Source organism: Trichocoleus sp. DQ-A2, assembly GCF_039961915.1.
In the GTDB taxonomy this organism is placed as follows: domain Bacteria; phylum Cyanobacteriota; class Cyanobacteriia; order Cyanobacteriales; family FACHB-T130; genus FACHB-T130.
In genome coordinates this window covers 266,391-284,395 of record NZ_JAMPKD010000002.1, presented here as the reverse complement: position 1 = coordinate 284,395, position 18,005 = coordinate 266,391, and the positions used below count along the sequence as shown (strand labels likewise).

General features: G+C 41.6%; 14 protein-coding genes. 10 read left to right on the top strand and 4 right to left on the bottom strand.

The genetic code is table 11. The features are described 5' to 3' along the window. Positions 1 to 34: 34 nt before the first annotated feature. From NC997_RS02785 to NC997_RS02775, 3 genes are all read right to left on the bottom strand, one after another. A complete protein-coding gene (locus tag NC997_RS02785; protein ID WP_242031477.1) occupies positions 35 to 1,849 on the bottom strand; it encodes an alpha/beta hydrolase in 1,815 nt (604 codons plus the stop codon). Between the two features lie 191 nt (positions 1,850 to 2,040). After that, positions 2,041 to 4,332 carry a polysaccharide biosynthesis tyrosine autokinase gene (locus tag NC997_RS02780; RefSeq protein WP_190529513.1) on the bottom strand — a complete coding sequence of 764 codons (2,292 nt, stop codon included), beginning with the start codon at positions 4,330 to 4,332 and terminating at the stop codon, positions 2,041 to 2,043. Positions 4,333 to 4,420: 88 nt separating this feature from the next. Continuing rightward, the gene (locus NC997_RS02775) at positions 4,421 to 5,896 is read right to left on the bottom strand and encodes an SLBB domain-containing protein (RefSeq protein ID WP_190411836.1); all 1,476 of its coding nucleotides are present in this window, start codon (positions 5,894 to 5,896) and stop codon (positions 4,421 to 4,423) included. Between the two features lie 270 nt (positions 5,897 to 6,166). Between NC997_RS02775 and NC997_RS02770 the strand changes: the two genes are divergently transcribed. The 10 genes from NC997_RS02770 (at position 6,167) to NC997_RS02725 (ending at position 17,312) form a co-directional block, all read left to right on the top strand. After that, positions 6,167 to 7,537, top strand: coding sequence for an O-antigen ligase family protein (locus NC997_RS02770; RefSeq protein ID WP_190529511.1), 1,371 nt, complete (start codon positions 6,167 to 6,169; stop codon positions 7,535 to 7,537). A 274-nt stretch (positions 7,538 to 7,811) separates the two neighbouring features. Continuing rightward, positions 7,812 to 8,726 (top strand): phytanoyl-CoA dioxygenase family protein, encoded by a 915-nt coding sequence (locus NC997_RS02765; RefSeq protein WP_190529509.1) that lies wholly within the window; start codon positions 7,812 to 7,814, stop codon positions 8,724 to 8,726. Positions 8,727 to 8,824: 98 nt separating this feature from the next. Then, the gene (locus tag NC997_RS02760; protein ID WP_190529507.1) at positions 8,825 to 10,183 is read left to right on the top strand and encodes a flippase; all 1,359 of its coding nucleotides are present in this window, start codon (positions 8,825 to 8,827) and stop codon (positions 10,181 to 10,183) included. After that, positions 10,180 to 11,373 carry a hypothetical protein gene (locus NC997_RS02755; protein ID WP_190529505.1) on the top strand — a complete coding sequence of 398 codons (1,194 nt, stop codon included), beginning with the start codon at positions 10,180 to 10,182 and terminating at the stop codon, positions 11,371 to 11,373. The genes NC997_RS02760 and NC997_RS02755 overlap by 4 nt, the downstream gene beginning before the upstream one ends. A gap of 2 nt (positions 11,374 to 11,375) precedes the next feature. Further along, a complete protein-coding gene (locus tag NC997_RS02750) occupies positions 11,376 to 12,284 on the top strand; it encodes a glycosyltransferase family 2 protein (protein WP_190529503.1) in 909 nt (302 codons plus the stop codon). Positions 12,285 to 12,298: 14 nt separating this feature from the next. Further along, the gene (locus tag NC997_RS02745) at positions 12,299 to 12,916 is read left to right on the top strand and encodes an acyltransferase (RefSeq protein ID WP_190529501.1); all 618 of its coding nucleotides are present in this window, start codon (positions 12,299 to 12,301) and stop codon (positions 12,914 to 12,916) included. Between the two features lie 6 nt (positions 12,917 to 12,922). Further along, on the top strand, positions 12,923 to 13,654 hold the full coding sequence (locus NC997_RS02740; RefSeq protein WP_190529499.1) for an acyltransferase: 732 nt from the start codon (positions 12,923 to 12,925) through the stop codon (positions 13,652 to 13,654). A gap of 56 nt (positions 13,655 to 13,710) precedes the next feature. Next, a complete protein-coding gene (locus tag NC997_RS02735) occupies positions 13,711 to 14,634 on the top strand; it encodes an NAD-dependent epimerase/dehydratase family protein (RefSeq protein ID WP_190529497.1) in 924 nt (307 codons plus the stop codon). Further along, positions 14,628 to 15,791, top strand: a complete 1,164-nt coding sequence (locus NC997_RS02730) for a glycosyltransferase family 1 protein (protein WP_190411845.1) — start codon at positions 14,628 to 14,630, stop codon at positions 15,789 to 15,791. The genes NC997_RS02735 and NC997_RS02730 overlap by 7 nt, the downstream gene beginning before the upstream one ends. Positions 15,792 to 15,821: 30 nt before the next feature. Continuing rightward, positions 15,822 to 17,312 (top strand): hypothetical protein, encoded by a 1,491-nt coding sequence (locus tag NC997_RS02725; RefSeq protein ID WP_190411846.1) that lies wholly within the window; start codon positions 15,822 to 15,824, stop codon positions 17,310 to 17,312. Positions 17,313 to 17,358: 46 nt separating this feature from the next. Here the strand turns inward: NC997_RS02725 and NC997_RS02720 are convergent, their stop codons facing one another. Further along, positions 17,359 to 17,949 (bottom strand): methyltransferase domain-containing protein, encoded by a 591-nt coding sequence (locus tag NC997_RS02720; protein WP_190411847.1) that lies wholly within the window; start codon positions 17,947 to 17,949, stop codon positions 17,359 to 17,361. Between the last annotated feature and the right edge of the window lie 56 nt (positions 17,950 to 18,005).

Below are 18,005 nucleotides of genomic sequence, written 5' to 3'. Positions count from 1 at the left end.
TTTTGAGAAACATTTCATTGGGATGCCCGCCTTTCTAGGGCAGTGGTGGCAAAGCCAGCCACGAAGTAACGCTTGGGGGTAGTTGCGTATTCAGGCGCAGCGCCAGTTCTGGGGTAGAGAGAGATTGGGCGTAGGCGGGTGTTAAAAAGGGTTCGTAAGTTGAGGCGGCTGGAGTCAGCTGTTTGACAAATGCCAAGGTGACGCCTTTAAGCAACTGACGCAGGGGAGCCGCTACTTCACCAGTGCGTTCGTTGACGAGGGTTGTTTGAGTGAGCTGTTCGCCTTGGCTACCAGGAGCAAAATCGCTAATGCTTAAGTGAGTTCCGCCAATTGCTGTGAGGAGATATTTAGGGCTGGGTAGCTGGCTAAAAGGTCGTAGTTGATGGTTCAGCGATGGAGTGAGGGGATCGCTGGTGCCAGTCAAGATTAAGGTGGGAGTGCTAACTTTGCCAAGACCTTTTTTGCCAAATAAGTCTCCCACGACGGGGTTAAGAGCGATCGCTTGCACCACGCGCCGATCCCGCAAGCTCAAACGTTGATTGGGCAGATCCGCTGCTGCACACTGCAACCAATCGCCCCCCGATTTCCCTAGAGGATTGCGATTTTTGCAAAATTGTCGCAACTCATCCAGATTCAGTTCGCCTCCTGCTAACGCTAAAGCCGTGTAGCCACCCAAGGAATGACCAATCACGCTCACTTTCTCAGTATTCAGTTTCCCCTGAAGGGAACCTGGTAGCTGGTTTAGCCGAGCTAGCTCATCAAGCAAAAAGCTAATATCTTTGGGCATGGCGACAAATTCGGACGCCGGTAACAAAGGCACTAAACCGGGTACTCCCACAGAGTTGCTGCCAAAATGCCCGCCAAAGATTTGGTTGGCATTGCTGCCCGGATGTTCGATGGCGGCGACGGTGATGCCGTGAGAAGCTAGGTGACGGGCTACATAAGCCAGGAAGGAGCGATCGGCTCCAAAGCCGTGGGAGAGGACGACGAGGGGATTTTGAGAATTTTGGTAAGCGGGCTTCTCGTTTGTGTTTGCCCAGTAAAGATCGACGACGATCTTGCGATCGCTGGTGTATGTCCCCAGAATCGGCTCTTGGCGTCGCCAGTCGTGAAAAGTCAGGGTCTGCTGCTGTACTGTTTCGGAACCCGCTTGGGCGGGGTTAAAAGCGGGACGGAATTTTCCTTTGGTGACGGTCAGTTCCCGCTCCAGTAGAGGGCTTAAAGCTCCGCTTTGCCAGTAGGGGGCGTTGAATTCTAGGGCGATCGCGATCGCTGAAGAGGCGTCTATGGTAATTGTGTCGGCTGGATAGGACTGCAAAAAGCTGATAACGCTTAAGCCGTTGGCTTGCCGCAAGGCTAGAGTTAGACCTGCTTGCAGTTGTTCTACCGTACTATTCGGGAGCGCCAATCCCAGCTTCTTGATTAATTCTTCTCCAACGGGCGATCGCAACACGTCTTTCACCACTTTGTCTCCCAAATTCGGATCTAGGTGCAAGCGACGGTTGAGGATGTCTCGAAATTCTGAGCTGAGCAATGCCTTGTAAGGCTTGAGACTTGCAGGAACTTCCCCCGTTTTGGCAAAATCCTCTAAATCTTCGATCGCGACCGATTGCTGAAACGGTCCCAAGCGCAGCGTTACCCGTTCTGCTGCTAAGACGGGTGCCCCAATTGACAAAAGTGCGATCGCGTTGCTTAAAGAAGTTAGCGTAACGCCCCATAATAAGCTTTGAGCAAGTAAGCGCGTCCGTCTGATCTGCCTTGCCGTTTCTGAAAATGACGGCGTTTGCGTTCTTGAAAGGGACTTTCGGAAACCCTTGCCCCGAAACCAGTCCAGCTTTAACTTCATCATTTCCATTCACCCCGTTTGAGTGCAGCAGCGCCGTAATGTAGAAGCAATTCGATTGTGGTTGTTCCCATTCTTAAAAAGCTCTGCACTTGTGCGATCGCTTTTATAGAAACTGGATAGTCAGTGCTGTTAGCACAGCAAAGCCAAGCACGGACTCAGCGAACATAAGAATGCGCCCCTGCCCCGAAGCTCGCTTAATTGCGACTATAGGTGCGGCTATAGGAAGGATACGCGGGAGAAGTATACCCTTTAATGCCATTGGCGACGATACCCAAGACTGTGCCACCAGAAATTTTTAGTCCATCTAATGCTTTCATCAGCATGGAACGGTCTGTTTGATCGATCCCCACAACTAAAATAGTGCCATCTGTATTCGCTGCCAAGATGTTGCTGTCTGCTAAACCAACTAGGGGTGGTGAGTCGTAGATCACTAAGTCGAAACGGGCTTGAAATTGCTCGATCAGATACTGCATTTTATCTGACGAAAGCAGTTTGATCGGGTCTGAAGAGTTGTGACCCGATGTTAAGACAAACAGGTTGTTGTCTTCTGGCGATCGCTGAATGGCATCATTCAGACTCAAATCCGTAGCGATGATATCGCTGAGTCCGCGCACGTTCGGTAAGCTTAAGCGAGTATGCAGACTCGGACGCCGCAAATCGGCGTCTATCAATAATACCCGCTGACCAATTGCCGCTGCGGCTTTCGCCAAGTGAATGGCAACCGTTGATTTTCCATCTCCCGGTGTTGCGGAACTGATTGCCAAAGAGGTAATCGGCGTCCCGGAACTGAGCAAGCGAATATTGGTATAGAGAGAACGGAAGGCTTCCAAAAATGGCGAATCGGTGTATACATTTAGCTTCTTGCGACCATTGCCATTTGCTTTATTGTCACCCAGCAGTTGATTTAAACCGGCAACATCCGCTGCGGTAGAGAGTTTGCTGGGTTTCTTGGGTGGTTTCTTGAGTTCCTTGGCAAAAGGAATCACTCCCAAAATCGGCAGTTTCGTTTCCCCTTTGACATCTTCGGGGGTGTGGAAGACTGTATTGAGAGCCTCGATAAGAAAACCCAATCCGATACCCAAAAGCGCACTCAAAACGATCGCGATCGCTAACTGTTTTTTCGTTTGTTTCGTCGCTACTGATATCAGGTTGCCATCTTCATCGCGCCGTAGCTGAGGCTCTTCAATCAGTTCCCAAGGCACTTCCTGCTGGGCAGCATCTAAGTTCAAGGCTTCTCGTTTGCCTAAAAATTGCTTGAGGTTATCGGTTGCAACTAATAATTTTCGCTGTATATCGGCGTGCTGGCGGGCTACCGCAGGTAATTCTTGCAGTTGTGCTTTGATTTTCCTTTCAGTTTTCAGAATTGTTTGGTAGCGCTCCTGTATTCCTTGGATTCTTCCCTCCAATTTTTTGAGAAGCCCTTGGGCTTGTTCGCTCAGCAACCGTTGCAAATTTTCCCGCTTTTCCTTAAGAACCAGAATCGGTGGGCTATCGTCCCGAAATTGGGGGGATTGTGCCGCAATAGTACTATCTAGAGTTTGAATCTGCGCTAGCAAGGTTTCGTAGGTTTTTGCATCAGTAGACAAAATTGCGGTAGAGTTCCCTTCTTGCAACTGTTTTTGCATACTGGCATATTGCGCTTGCGCGTCAGCGAGTTCCGCTTGGGTATCCGATCTTTGTCTTTCAAGCGTCAAAGCCTGCTCGTATAGCAAGGAATCTGCTTGTTCCGGATCGCTGACATTATACTGCTGCCGCAGTTTTTGGAGTTGTGCTTGCAGCGTATCAACTTGCCCCTGTAACTGAGGTAGCTGCTGATTGATAAAGTCAATTCCCTGCTTGAGGCTTGACAGGCGCTCTTGGCGGCTGTAGTTCAGATAATTTTTATAAAGACTATTCAATACAAACTGAATTTTTTGCTGGTCTTCATCCCGGTAACTAACTTCTAAAATTTTGGTGCCGTATTGAACTCCATCTTTTTCATAATTGACTCGAAAAATTAAGAGTTTCGTCATCAAGGAGTTATATGTTATCTCCGGATATTTTTTTTGCAATTCCTTGATGACTGGCAACATCAATTTCGTACTTTGCAAAACTCGAATTTGCGTCTCGTAATCCAATAAACTAGATTTTTCTACTTCGATTTTTTGGATATCTGCATTGTTCGTTTGAGACGATAAAAATTGCTTCGCCAATCTATCTTCAGCAGTCACGGGTTCCACCAAAAGCCGAAAAGCTCCTTCGTATTCTGGAGCAATCTGCTTTGAGGTAAAGACAATCATGCTTCCTGACATGACAGTTAATATAATTGTTACCCCTGCCATAACTGGGAGTCGGCGGCGCACAACCCCTAATAGCCATGCCAAGTCCAGCTTCTGTTCATCACTGTCGTCAGAGGGTCGAGTCAGGTGCCCTGGCAAGGACTGAGTCAACTTGCTATTGCTAGTGCGCTTATTAAAGAACGGCTGTGAATTGTGTTCGGTATCCATTTACCTATTAGATAGAAGTAGATAGAACAAAAAAAGCTAACTACGGTTTAAGAAAACGTTTATAGATACACCCTGAATATATGCTTACCTAGTCATCGTCTCCCAAAATTCCAAATAAATTAAAAATGTTGAAGAATGTGAAAACCTTTTCGATCGGTTCTAAGAATGTTCGCACACTGTCAGAAGTTTTGGCGCTTCCAGAACGGCTGACGACAATAATGTCGTTATTGCGGACGAGTGGATTATTTGTCTCATTGATTCCTTGGGTTAAATCAATATTGACTTTACTCTTTGACACTGTACCGTCAGGGTTGAGGCGAATTAAATCAACCGCCTTTCGATTCGCTCTAGCATCATTGAATCCTCCCGCAGTCAGCAATGCTTGATTCAAGGTTGTGTTTGGCGCAACCTGCACCACTCCTGGACTTTTCACTTCTCCGACCACACTTACCTTAATAGTACCGGGAGAAAAGCTAGTGGTCGCTAATTCAGAAATTTCTGCCGGGTTAACTGCTGATGCAGTGGGAATGAAAATGGTATCTCCATCTTGCAAAAGCGTATCTTGACTGAAATCCCCAGCCTGCAAGAGTTGCCAAAGATTCAGATCGATGATTTGTTCTGTCCCTGCTTTGGTGAGTCGCCGCAGCTGGATACGGCGAATATCTGCCAAGGGCTTAATCCCCCCAGCCAAATCGATTGCCCGCGTTACAGTTGGCAGCCCCAGGGTTCTTTGCTCTAGTGTTGTCTTTCCTCCAATCACAACATAAGTACCAGGACGGTTGACTTCTCCTACGACTGCAACACTGCGGGGTTCCTCTAAAGGAGGTGAAAAACGAGTCGTGGCAATTTGGCGTACTTCGTCTAAGTTAATGGTGCTGGTTGTGGGAATAAAGACAGTGTCTCCATCCCGCAAATTTAAATCTTGCCTGCTGTCGCCGGTTTGTATCAGATCCCAAAGATTCAGATTGATTACTTGCTCGGAACCGGATGCTAGCTTGCGACGCACCTGAACCTTACGAATATCAGCCGTCAGCGTAATTCCCTGTGCCAGCTCAATTGCCTGGGTTACGGTGGGATATTGGAACCCAGGCACGCTCCCGACTCCAGCTATCAGGGGAATTGTGAAGCCCCCTGGGCGAGTCACCTCTCCTCCCACCCGAACATTGATAGGGCGAGGAGACAGAACGCTAATAGTGATGATGGGTCGTTTGAGGAAGCGAAAGTATGCAGATGAAATGGCATTCGTCGCTTGTGGCACGGTTAGCCCCTGAACCGATAGGGTTCCAATCAAGGGTAGGGATAAGGAGCCATCTGCGAGAACTTGGTACTCGCCGCTATATTGGGGAACCTCGAAGATATCAAGGCGGATGCGATCGCCTCCACCCAATGTATAGGCTATATCCGGTCGAGCAGGATTAGTATTCGCTTGTGCAAGAATTGTAGGTTTCTGAAAACGCGGTACAGTCCCCTGCGTAGGATTGGGGCAAGCAAAGGCAAATGTTGCCACTAAGGTTATCCCGGCAGAAGTTCGAGTGAGTTGTCTATAAAAACCTAGATCGACCATACATAACCTACTTGTTTTATATTTTTAAATTTAAGCTGTGTGAGTAGAAACCTGCCACTCTAAATAGTATTTATTTATCCTCATTTTATAGGTAAATCTCTTAAACCTATTTATAGTAAGCTTTTTGAAGTTACTAGTTTTTAGTTTGTATCTTTAAAAAAATTAAATACTCGTAAATATACGGAAATTCATTATTCTTCTCTGGTTTAATCAGTCGCTATACTCATATAGGGTCAGCTTCGCGTTATTTCTTGTCTAAGAATATTAAACATGAGTACTCTCGCTTCAAACCCTCTATTGTTAATAATCGCTGCCACCAGTGCGATTATTTATATCTTATTATTGTTTAACTTTGCTGGTAGAAGTCAAGCAACCTCTAAAACATTAGAAAAGATTTTTATTGGTTTAATAATCTTTGCGATCGCAGGAGTTACTTTAACCGGATTTGATAAAATCCATCCTAGAGCTTTATATCTACAGGGAAAAAAGCTTTATTCGACGATTTTTCAAATCGGCATTTACGCCACCTTTATATTTATTATTTACTCGCGATTCTTGCAAAACATTAAAGATTCAGTTTTTGTTATTTCTAGGCTTCTCATTAATAATGTTTATTTTTGCGGATTACTCTTTTTATTAATTCTATCTGCGGCTTGGTCAGGAACTCCAACTTATACACTCAAAGCTAGTATAGTTTTTTTAGGCACAACTGCTTTTTGTGTTTACGTTGGTAAGCAGTATAAATGGAAAGAACTATTTGATTTATTGCTTACTATCAACAAAATCATACTTTTACTAAGTGTATTTTATGCTTTGTTCAGACCGTCAATTGGAGTAACGTCTAAAGGCTGGCAAGGAATTTTACCCCACGGAAATGCTTTTGGATTCTTGATGGGTCTAACAGCTGTCATGTGTTATATACAGTCAGTTCGCAAACCAAAAACTAAATGGCAATCTCTGGGTTTTGCTGCTTTATCTATTTTTGCTTTACAACGCTCAAACAGCGGAATGGGGAAAGTTCTGTTGGTTCTACTGATAAGCGTGTTAATCGTTATCCGCTTTATCAAAAACTTGCCTCCACGATTAGCTTTTGCCTGCATAATCTTTTTTATGGCTATCGCCATGTGTTTGTGTATTGTAATTACCCAAAATGCCGAATTTATTATTGTAGATACACTGAATAAAGATTTGACATTAACCGGACGCACAGACTTCTGGCCTTTAGTAATCAACCACATTAAACAACATCCATTGCTGGGATATGGATACCAAGGATTTTGGCAGTCTTGGCGAGGAGCAGCCGATCCAGCGGCTGACATCATCGTGGTAAAAACCCAATTTAAGCCAGAGCATTCTCATAATGGTTTTTTAGACCTAGCTGTAGACTTGGGATTCGTAGGATTAGGGTTCTTTTGCCTTTCTTTCTTAACAAATATTGCTTTAGCAGTTCAGTATATGAAGCGTACCCAAGAACCTGAATTAGTCATGCCCCTGCTACTGATTACCTGGGCAGTTCTGACAAATATTACTGAAACTGGATTGATATCAATTACCTATGCTTGGCTGTTTTATGTTATAGCAACAGTTCGATTATGCCTGGACGCTACAGGAAACAGTTCTCAAGAGAATTCCAGCGCTTAAGAACTGGTTTGCCGGTCTTGAGGGGTGCCTAACCAAGCAGGCGATCGCTAGAAGGGTTAGAGGCTCGGTAAGCGATCGCTTTAATTAAGGATGAGTTTCAGCCAAATATGTTAAGCCGTGTTGCAATAACATTCAACACTTTTTCGGGATATTTACCTAGGAAAACTTTCTCGCTATCTAATTTCCGGATATTTACGTAGGAAAATTTTCTCGATATCTAATAATATACGTTTAAAAGTGAACTAAAACAATCAGTTCCTAAAGGATTTAATTTATGGACACCCCTAAAGATTATTACGAAACTAACGGATACTATGTCTTTAGAAATCTCATTCCTGAAAATTTGATTAATAATATTTTAAAAGAGTATAACTCCAATATCCTTTCATCTAACTCTCCTTTCTTTAGACAATCAACGAATAAATGGGAAACCAATACAATTACTCCCAATGGATATTCTGAAGAATCTTTTAGAGATGTTCACGATTACCCAGATTATCCAGGATTTACTGAGGCAGCTAAAGAAATTTTCTGTTTACAGCAGGTTAGGGAAGCACTGACTGAACTGACGGGTAGTAAGGAGCATAACCTCATGCAAACTATGTTCTTTGATATGAACACGGCTACCCCTGCCCATCAAGATTGGTACTATTTAGATTCCATGCCAAATGGTCATTTGCTGGCTGGATGGTTTGCTCTGGAGGACATCCACGAAGAAGCGGGTCGATTTTATGTTTTACCAACATCCCATCTCGTTGACTTTGAGTTAACAGATGATGAAAAACTATCTAATCGGTTTTACTTGGAAAAGTTGAAGGAGTACATCAATGCTCACAAGAGTAATATCCAAGCTCCTGCCTTGAAAAAAGGAGATGTCTTGTTCTGGAATTCTAGAACGATTCACGGTTCCTTGGAAACACTTAATCCTCAATATTCTCGCAAATCTCTCACCGCTCATTATTTACCAGCAATATATGAATTCGGTAGCCGCAATGCAGAATCTCCGACTGCTGTAGATTATGCCACGTACAAAGGAATGAAGTATCGTTTGATTCCTGCAATGTACAAAAACTATTCAGCGGCAGCAAAACTGAAAACAGATTTATTGCAGTATTTGTGGGAGCAACCGAAACTAATGCGAACCGCAAAATTTGTGAGAAAAGTTTTGCAAGGTGCTAAAGGTAAATAATCGATTCCGTTCTGTTCATCGCAAAAACAAATAGGGTTCTGTAGGACGACCTAGTTCTCGAACCCTATCTTTATCCCTTCATAAATTGCCCAATTCTGATGTTAGACAAGCTGAGTCTGGTCAATCAAAAGCTTAGCCCTGGTCTACGCAAGGTGTTCAGCAACATCGCGTGGCTGTTCGCTGACAAAATCCTCCAAATGGGCTTAAGCCTAATTGTAGGGATATGGGTGGCTCGCTATCTAGGGCCGGAACAGTTTGGCTTATTTAATTATGCGATCGCATTTGTAGCCCTGTTAGGGCCAATTGCCAACCTGGGGCTTGATAGCATCGTAGTACGCGACATTGTGCGCGATCTATCTACCAAGAATGAAACCCTTGGAACTTCCCTCGCACTAAAACTTATTGGCGGTGCTGTAACAACTTTGTTAGCGGTTGGCGCAATTTCCTTACTACAGCCTCAGGACTCTTTAACTCATTGGCTGGTAGGAATTATCGCTGCTGGAACCATTTTTCAAGCTTTCGAGACGATCGATCTTTGGTTCCGCTCGCAAGTTAAATCTAAATATACAGTTGTTGTTAAAAATTGCGCCTATTTGCTTGTCTGTGCTGTCAGAATTGTCTTAATTCAAATTAAAGCTCCTCTCATTGCATTCGCCTGGGCAAGATGTGGAGAGCTTGCCTTAGCTGCTGTGGGCTTGGTAATAATTTATCAAAATAGTGGGGAGGATATAAAAGCATGGCGTAGCAGTCTCCCTCAGGCAAAGAACTTAATCAAAGAAAGTTGGCCCTTGATTGTGTCGGGAATCGCCATTTATATTTATTCCACTATCGATCAGGTCATGCTGGGTTCCTTCTCTGCCCAAGAACTGAAGTTCGATCCTAAATATGAATTAGGCATTTATGCTGCTGCTGTGAAGATATCGCAGATATTTGATTTCATTCCCTCTATCATGCAAATATCTTTTTTCCCAAAACTCACTGAAGCGAAGGCTCAAGGAGAGATTGAATATTTCAAAAAATTTCAGGCTTACTTTGATTTAACCTTAATTTTGTGGTTGATAATCGCAATTCCAGTTTCACTGCTTTCCACTTACATTGTTCATTTCTTGTACGGAGATAAGTATGCAGCTTCAGCAATAATATTATCAATCTATGTTTGGTCACAGTTTGGTAGCGGTTTTGGTCTTGCGAGAAATGCGTTTATTATGATTGAAGGAAAAGCCAAAAATGAATTACTTTTAACCTTTATAGGGGCAGTCGTAAATATAGTTCTAAATTTACATCTAATTCCTAAATATGGGGCGGTTGGAGCCACTATAGCAACTTTGATTACTTATTTCATTGTCACTGTAGTTCTCAACTTTATAATTCCCGATTTAAAGCCAATCAGTAAGTTTATTTTACGTTCTTGCAATTTATATAAGGCTGCTACAAGAATTAAAGGAATCGTGCAATGATTGAAATAAAACCAAGCATTCAGCACAAATCCACCTGTCCCCACAGCGGTACACTGCTGAAGCCTCAAGGTATTCTTTGGCAGGGAATGCATATTTGCGTAAAATCTAAGTGCGACTCCTGTAATATAGAAATTATTGAAGATTTAGAAGTTGGTCATGCTGTCACTTTTCCTTATCAAATTGATTTAGCAAAAAGCGACGTTTTTGGAAATGAATCCTGTAAGTATTGGTTAGGTGAAAAACTTCTTTACTCTCTGCAAAACCCCCAATCTGAAGAGATTGCGATATCTAAGGAGGTTTTTAAGCAGCATCAACGTGTCATTATCTTAAACTGTATTGATTATCTTTATGGGCATAGTTTGTTAAAGCTGCTTAATGTCCAAAGATATTTAAATAATTACCCAGATTGCGGCTTAATTGTCATCGTCCCAAAGTTCTTGAGATGGATGGTTCCAGAGGGCGTTACAGAAATTTGGACGGTAAATATCCCTTTACAGCAAGGGCAATGCTACTATCCGAAGTTTGACCAATTTATCTCTGAGGAATCCAAGCGTTTTGATAAAATTTACGTAAGTAAGGCATATTCTCATCCGAGTCAGTTTGATATTAGTAAATTTACGCGGGTTCCCACTCATAGCTTTGATAAAGATTCAAACCAAATAACCTTTATTTGGCGCGACGATCGGATTTGGTGTAATCCGCTTCTCTTCAAAACTTTGAGGAAATTAAAGATGGTTGATATTGCCCTCAAGCTTCAGAATGAAAGGGTGCAAAAACTATTTTTAAAGATTCGCTCTAAAGTTCCTTTAGCAAAGTTTGCGATCGCTGGTTTGGGGAGGAAAACTCAGTTTCCCGACTGGATTGAAGATTTGCGGGTAAACAAGTTTAATTCAGACACTGAGAGGCAAATGTGCCAAGTTTATTCCCAAAGCCGCTTGGTCATTGGTGTACATGGTTCTAATATGCTGTTACCTTCTGGTCATGCTGGCATGACTCTCGATCTGATGCCAGAGGATCGGTGGGGAAACGTGGCGCAAGATATCCTCTATCAAGAGACAGAGCCTCGATTGGCTGCTTTTCGATATCGCTATGTTTCGCTTCAGACTCCTTTAGATGAAATAGGAGCGATCGCTTCCAGTATGCTCCTACATTACTCCGAATATAAACAGAATATGACTGCTGATAAGTGACCATGAAAACTCCCGTTGCTTTGTTAATCTTTAAACGACCTGAGACTACAGCCAAGGTTTTTGAGGTAATTCGTCAGGCAAAACCGCCGAAGCTTTTAGTAGTTGCTGATGGCCCTCGTAGCGATCAACCAGGTGAAGCAGAAAAGTGCGCTGCTGCTCGTGCAATTATTGACACTGTAGATTGGGATTGCGAAATTCTAAAAAATTATTCAGATGTAAATTTAGGCTGCGGTTTACGTCCAGCGACAGGTATTAATTGGATATTTGAACAAGTAGAAGAAGCCATCCTTTTCGAGGATGATTGTTTACCTCACCCAACTTTCTTTCAGTTTTGCGAGGAGTTATTAGAAAAATATCGCGATGATGAAAGGGTAATGAGTATCGCCGGAACCAATCTTTTAGGCGAACGGAAGTTACCTGGACAAAGTTATTATTTTTCTTGTTTTGGTGGAAATTGGGGTTGGGCATCTTGGCGCAGAGCCTGGAAATATTTTGATTACGACATTAAGCAATGGCCTGAAATTTTAGAGAATCGGTTCCTAGAAAATTACTTAAGAGTACCAAAATATTATTTGTTTTGGCAAAAAATATTTCAGGATGTCTACCAAAACAAAAATCGATCCTGCTGGGATTATCAATGGCTGCTAGCTTGTTGGCTTCAACATGGATTAAAGATAGTGCCTGAAGTTAATTTGATTACAAATATTGGTTTCGGAGCTAATGCAACTCACACTTTTTCTACTGAAAATCCATTAGGTAAAATGGGAATACAAGAAATTAGCTTTCCTTTAAAACACCCTCCTTTTATGATTCGGGATGTAGAAGCGGACTCCTTGTTTCAAGAAAACTTTTTTGACAATAGAAGCCTGTTTACTAAAATTAAAAATAAATTCCAAAAAAGTTTTGTTTAAGGAGTAATTACTAGATGAACCCTTTCTCCAAAATTAAATCTAAAATCAATGCTAACTTAACCAAAAAAAAGTGTGTAATTGGCAAGAATTCAAGTGTTTTAGACCACAATTCACTGATAAGCCACGATCGCAATAAAAATAGTATTATTCTGGGCGAAAATACTCACATTGAAGGTCAATTAATGACTTTTCCCGGAGGAAAAATAAAAATAGGCAATTTCTGTTATTTAGCCCAAGGCTCTAGAATTTGGTCAGACACTTTAATTGAAATAAAAGATAGAACAATTATTGCTCATAATGTAAATATATTCGACAATCAAACTCATCCACTCGCTCCGGTAGCGCGTCATCAACAATTTGTTCACATTATCCAAAAAGGTTTTCCTAAAGACTTAAACCTAAATGGAAAACCAGTCATTATTGAAGAGGATGTTTGGATTGCTTGTAACTCAATTATTTTAAGAGGGGTGACGATTGGAAAATGCTCAATTATCGGTGCTGGCTCAGTCGTTACTAAAGATGTCCCTGCTTGGACGATTGTTGCGGGGAATCCAGCCCAGATTATTGGCAAAGTTCCTGAAGGTGAACGGAAGATTTTAAATAGCAAAGAAGTAGTAAGCGATCGCGGGTAAAAATCAATGAAGCGCTTTATAGTATCTAAACTAACAGACGCTCAAATAGACAGGATTAAATGGCTAGGAGGTAACTTAAAAGCCCATTTTAGTAAAAGGCAAAATGTAGGTAAAAACTCTTATATCGATCCATCGGTTCATGTACTAGGGTGGGGTAATGTAAAAATTGGTCAAAATTCAGTTATCGGTTCGGAAACAGTAATTGTCATTAACAAACGAGAAAAAGAAAAAATTTCTGTCATTGTTGGTGATAACTGTTTTATCGGTCGCAGAAACTTTTATAGTGCTGGAGCTTTAATAAAAGTCGGTGACTACAGTTTAATTGGTAATGACTGTAAACTGTTAGGAAGTGGGCACGAATACACTTCCCCATTTATTCCTTATCACACTGCTTTAACAACTACTGATGGAGTAATAGACATCGGCACAAATTGCTGGCTAGGTGTAGACGTGACTATTTTGAAAGGCGTCCAAGTAGGATACGGCTCAGTCATTGGGGCTTGCACCGTAGTAAATTGTAATATTCCTCCATTCAGCGTGGTGGTAGGAAATCCATGTCGAATCATTAAAAGATTTGATATGCGATCGCAAGAGTGGGTAAGAGCTAAAGATTATTCTGAAGATTGCGATCAATATCTTCCTGGTGAAGATGAATATTTAGCAATATTAAAAAAAGATTTTCCCGCTACTAGAATGCCAACAATCGCCGTTAGCAAATTGTTCGGAGATTTAGACTGACAAAGTAGAGAGATGAGATAAATAGATAATTTTACAAACAAATCAAAAATCTTTATATGAAAACTGTTCTAATTACAGGTGTAACAGGGTTTATTGGACGATATGTTGCTCGTCAGTTTACAGAAAATGGATGGAGCGTTATAGGGGTGGGAAATCGTCCTCCAGAAAATGCGCCTAGACAAGATTTGTTTCGCTATGAACAATTAAATTTGCCTTCTACCGAGCTAGCAAAAATTGTTCAAGAGTTGCAACCGGAAGTTTGTATTCACTGTGCTGGAAGAGCCTCAGTAGAGCTTTCAATTAGCGACCCTTCAGCAGATTTCAGCAACAGTGTCGCCGTCACTTTCAACCTTTTAGATACATTACGTCTATATGCTCCGAACTGTCGTTTAATTTATCTTTCTAGTGCTGCTGTCTACGGAAATCCCGAAGCCTTACCCATTCGGGAAAATCAAAGCTTGAAGCCAATTTCTCCCTATGGCTTTCATAAGCTGATGTCTGAGCAACTTTGCGCTGAGTTTTTTCAAGTTTATAACTTACCCACTGCTATAGTACGTATTTTTTCGGGTTATGGCCCAGGACTGAGGCGACAAGTTCTTTGGGATATGTGCCAAAAAGCGTTGACACACTCCACGCTGAAGTTACGAGGTACTGGCAACGAAAGCCGTGATTTTATTCATGGTAGAGACGTAGCAAGGGCACTTCATATTCTTGTTGAAAAAGCTAATTTTAAAGCCGAGGTTTATAATCTTGCGAATGGTATCGAAACAACAATCAAAGAATTAGCAGCATTAGTGTTAACCAAACTAGGGGAAGATATTCCAGTTGAATTTGATAATAGTACTCCTGTCGGAACTCCGATAAACTGGCAAGCCGATATGAGCAAACTTGCCCATATTGGATTTACCCCTGAAGTAACGATAGAAAGGGGTGTAAACGTCTATGTTCAATGGTGTCGAGCTGAGATTTTAGGATGGTAAAAAATTTACATATTTGTCTCAACATGGTGGGTGGCTCTGGCTGGCTAGGGGGCGTGCTATATATTCAGAATTTAGCCCGCGCGATCGCTACTTTACCAGAAACAGAAAAAGCGAATATCAAGCTAACAATCGCTGTTCACGATAAAGATATAAATTTAATAGAACCAGCCCGGGGTTACGTTAACCAAATTTATGCTACTTCCAAGTGGCAGCGTGCCTATCTAAAAATGTGTAATTTTTTAGCTGAGCGTATCTCTTTCATTCCTCTGGAACTACTAAATCCTCAAAAAATAAATTTTCTTTACCCGGCGATAGCAGGAACCCGCTCACCTTATCAGTGGGGAGGTTGGATTCCTGACTTTCAACACTATCACTTACCCAACCTTTTCTCTCCGGAAGAAATCGCTCAACGTAATCGAGATCAGCAACAAATTGCTCACGCTGCTCCTATTATTGTCCTCAGTAGCAATATGGCACAAGAAGACTTTAAACATCTTTATCCGGAAGCAGCTTCTCGAAGTGTTGTAATGAATTTTGTAAGCTGTCCCGCACCTGAATGGTTTGAGTTAGATCCCAAACTAACGCAAGAAAGTTATCAACTTCCAGATAAATTTTTCCTGATCAGCAATCAATTTTGGAAACATAAAGATCATGCTGTGGTAATTGAAGCTTTGGGGCTACTGAAACAACAGGGGCTTACACCTACCGTTGTTTGTACTGGAAGTGCTACTGATTATCGTAATCCTGATTATTACAATTACCTCTTAACAAGAATTGAGGAATTAGGAATTAGCGAACAAGTACGTCTTTTAGGATTAATTCCTCGTGTAGACCAAATTCAGCTCATGAGGAGGTCTTTAGCTGTAATTCAGCCTTCTTTATTTGAAGGTTGGAGTACGGTTGTAGAGGACGCACGTTCTCTTGGTAAACCCATGTTACTTTCTGACTTTCCTGTTCACCTGGAGCAGAATCCTCCTGATTCTTACTTTTTTGAGCGTAGTAATGCGGAACAACTAGCAGCACTGATTGATAAAAGTTTCACTACATTAACACCAGGACCAGATGTAGAAAAAGAAAGTTTAGCTAAACAGGATAATGTTGAACAAATCAAAGGATACGGTAGGCGTTTTTTAGAGATAGTACGCAGTGTTGTATAACCAACAAAATTTTATCTAGGGATTTTTTAGATGTTGAAACGCTCAGAGAAATACTTACATTACGTACTCTTTGATACGCTCAAAGAAAAGAATGTTATTCCTCCAGCCTTTTTCTGGATAGCTGTAGCTACTTTGTATGCAGTAGCGAATGCGCCGAAGAATAGGATAATCATGGCGTTTCAAGCAATTTTCAATCGCCTGCCTCAAGATTGGGTTTCTACAACTGTTCAAGCAATCGAAAGTCGTTTCAGCCAAGGGGTAATTTCTCCAGAAATCCTAGCCAAAACTGCTCCGCAGCAACTAGCTGAGATTACTACTAATTACGGCATAATCCCTATCAAAGGATTTCTCTTTTTTATCGCAACTTTAGTTATTGCATACCCAATTTTAATATCGGTTATTAAGCCGCGCCATTCACTATTTCAGTTTGGGTTTAAAAGAAGAGCGATCGCGTCTCTAACCATCTTTGCAATTATATCTTTACTCATCGTCCCTTTTCGCTATCCTTTAGGTCCAGGGGTGATGGGTTTAGAGTATGCCATTAGGAGTTTAGAGCCTTTTAGTCAAAATGCTGACTGGTATTATCGACGCTTGTTTATGCTAGCGATCGCTAACTTTATCCATATGAGTGGACCATTCCTATATTACATTTTTTCTCTGGCTTGTACCTATCTTTTAATCTTCTTGACTTTAACCTTTATCGAGTCCAAAATCTTCGGTTCAAAGGAGACTGATGAGGGGCAACAAGAAATTGAATCCAAATCGATAAATTATCAAAAACTTGGTTTATATTACCTTTCAATTGCAACCAGTAGTTATTTAATTTTTAATTGTCAATTTCCGGGCTATGTCGATCAGTTATTTTTTAGCCTGCTATTACTTCCAGCTTGTATCCCTATGACTCGGCAGGGAAGACTCGCAACCCTTGCTTTTGCCTTAGCCACACATGAAGCCAGTGCTTTTGTCTTTATCCCAATTGTTATTTTCTGTTTTCCCAGAAGAGAAGTATTAACCGCTTTATCCTTAGTCCCCATTTATTGTTTTATTTGGTTTGCTGGCAGTGGATTTTCTCTGGATAGTCCAGTAAAGGCACACTTGATACTGGAGAATAAGACGGCATTGCAGTACTTAGCTGAAAATCCAATGTTGGGGTTAGCAGGGTTCTTTTTCTCCTACAAGCTATTGTGGATTATTATCCTGTATATCTTGTGGATACTTTGGCGTCAGGGCGAGACACTTTTGGTAAGTGCGATCGCTAGTATAATTGCATTCCCTATTTCTACAATGTTTTTGATTGTGGATACTAGCAGAAATGTAGGCTATGGTTTTTTTGGAATGTTAATCGCTTTTGCTATCCTGATCCGGGAAGAAAAAGTCTTTACGGGGCATTTTATATTATTTTATCTGGTCATTGTAAATATTATTATTCCTTCATACTATGTAGGTTTAAACACGGGTTTTCAGACTTATATGGGTCTGTATCATCTTATCCCTCTTTTCCCCTCCACTTATGTTCCATAAACATAAAATTTTAGGGTGAGCATTGCCCACCCTACTAATTCAACTATTATTTAATACATTCCATAAATAGGGATTCTGGGCGTTCTTCTCGTTCTGCAATCCCTGGTATTTTACTGTCTCGGTAGTGGCCTCTAACCACTTCCCGAAATCCAGTATCCAAGAGAATTTTTCGCAACGAATTTTCGTTATAGTGCCAGTGGTGGCGATTTTTTTCTAACGTCTGCGTTGCTTCTAAAAATTCTGTCAAAAATACTTCAGGACAGCTAGGATTGTAGCTCTTTATTAATTGATCGAGGTCTGGAACTGCAACCCGAAATATTCCACCTGGCTTCAGAACTCGATAAACTTCAGAGATACAATTTAAAGCGCCTTCCAAGTATAAATGCTCAAGTACATGAGATGTATATGCTGCATCAACACTATTATCAGACCAGGGAAATTTTTTAGTCAGATCCAGATATGTAAGCTGACGAAAAATTCCTTTTTGATGCTCGTCATATCGTTCTCGATCGAGCTTCCCTACTTTATACATGAGATCAGGTAAAAAGGGGATTTTTGAAACCCAGATATGAGGAGTAATATCTGTATTGATCCAGCCAGAAAAAATGCGGTCGAAAGAGCCTAAATTTAATTTCATTGCCTCAGACATATTGTTAACCTCAGAAAGTGAATTAAGCCGCTATAAACTAGCTT

Excerpts from the sequence above, each read along its gene's own strand:
- NC997_RS02785 (WP_242031477.1), bottom strand. The coding sequence starts at position 1,849 with ATGATGAAGTTAAAGCTGGACTGGTTTCGGGGCAAGGGTTTCCGAAAG.
- NC997_RS02780 (WP_190529513.1), bottom strand. The coding sequence starts at position 4,332 with ATGGATACCGAACACAATTCACAGCCGTTCTTTAATAAGCGCACTAGC.
- NC997_RS02775 (WP_190411836.1), bottom strand. The coding sequence starts at position 5,896 with ATGGTCGATCTAGGTTTTTATAGACAACTCACTCGAACTTCTGCCGGG.
- NC997_RS02770 (WP_190529511.1), top strand. The coding sequence starts at position 6,167 with ATGAGTACTCTCGCTTCAAACCCTCTATTGTTAATAATCGCTGCCACC.
- NC997_RS02765 (WP_190529509.1), top strand. The coding sequence starts at position 7,812 with ATGGACACCCCTAAAGATTATTACGAAACTAACGGATACTATGTCTTT.
- NC997_RS02760 (WP_190529507.1), top strand. The coding sequence starts at position 8,825 with ATGTTAGACAAGCTGAGTCTGGTCAATCAAAAGCTTAGCCCTGGTCTA.
- NC997_RS02755 (WP_190529505.1), top strand. The coding sequence starts at position 10,180 with ATGATTGAAATAAAACCAAGCATTCAGCACAAATCCACCTGTCCCCAC.
- NC997_RS02750 (WP_190529503.1), top strand. The coding sequence starts at position 11,376 with ATGAAAACTCCCGTTGCTTTGTTAATCTTTAAACGACCTGAGACTACA.
- NC997_RS02745 (WP_190529501.1), top strand. The coding sequence starts at position 12,299 with ATGAACCCTTTCTCCAAAATTAAATCTAAAATCAATGCTAACTTAACC.
- NC997_RS02740 (WP_190529499.1), top strand. The coding sequence starts at position 12,923 with ATGAAGCGCTTTATAGTATCTAAACTAACAGACGCTCAAATAGACAGG.
- NC997_RS02735 (WP_190529497.1), top strand. The coding sequence starts at position 13,711 with ATGAAAACTGTTCTAATTACAGGTGTAACAGGGTTTATTGGACGATAT.
- NC997_RS02730 (WP_190411845.1), top strand. The coding sequence starts at position 14,628 with ATGGTAAAAAATTTACATATTTGTCTCAACATGGTGGGTGGCTCTGGC.
- NC997_RS02725 (WP_190411846.1), top strand. The coding sequence starts at position 15,822 with ATGTTGAAACGCTCAGAGAAATACTTACATTACGTACTCTTTGATACG.
- NC997_RS02720 (WP_190411847.1), bottom strand. The coding sequence starts at position 17,949 with ATGAAATTAAATTTAGGCTCTTTCGACCGCATTTTTTCTGGCTGGATC.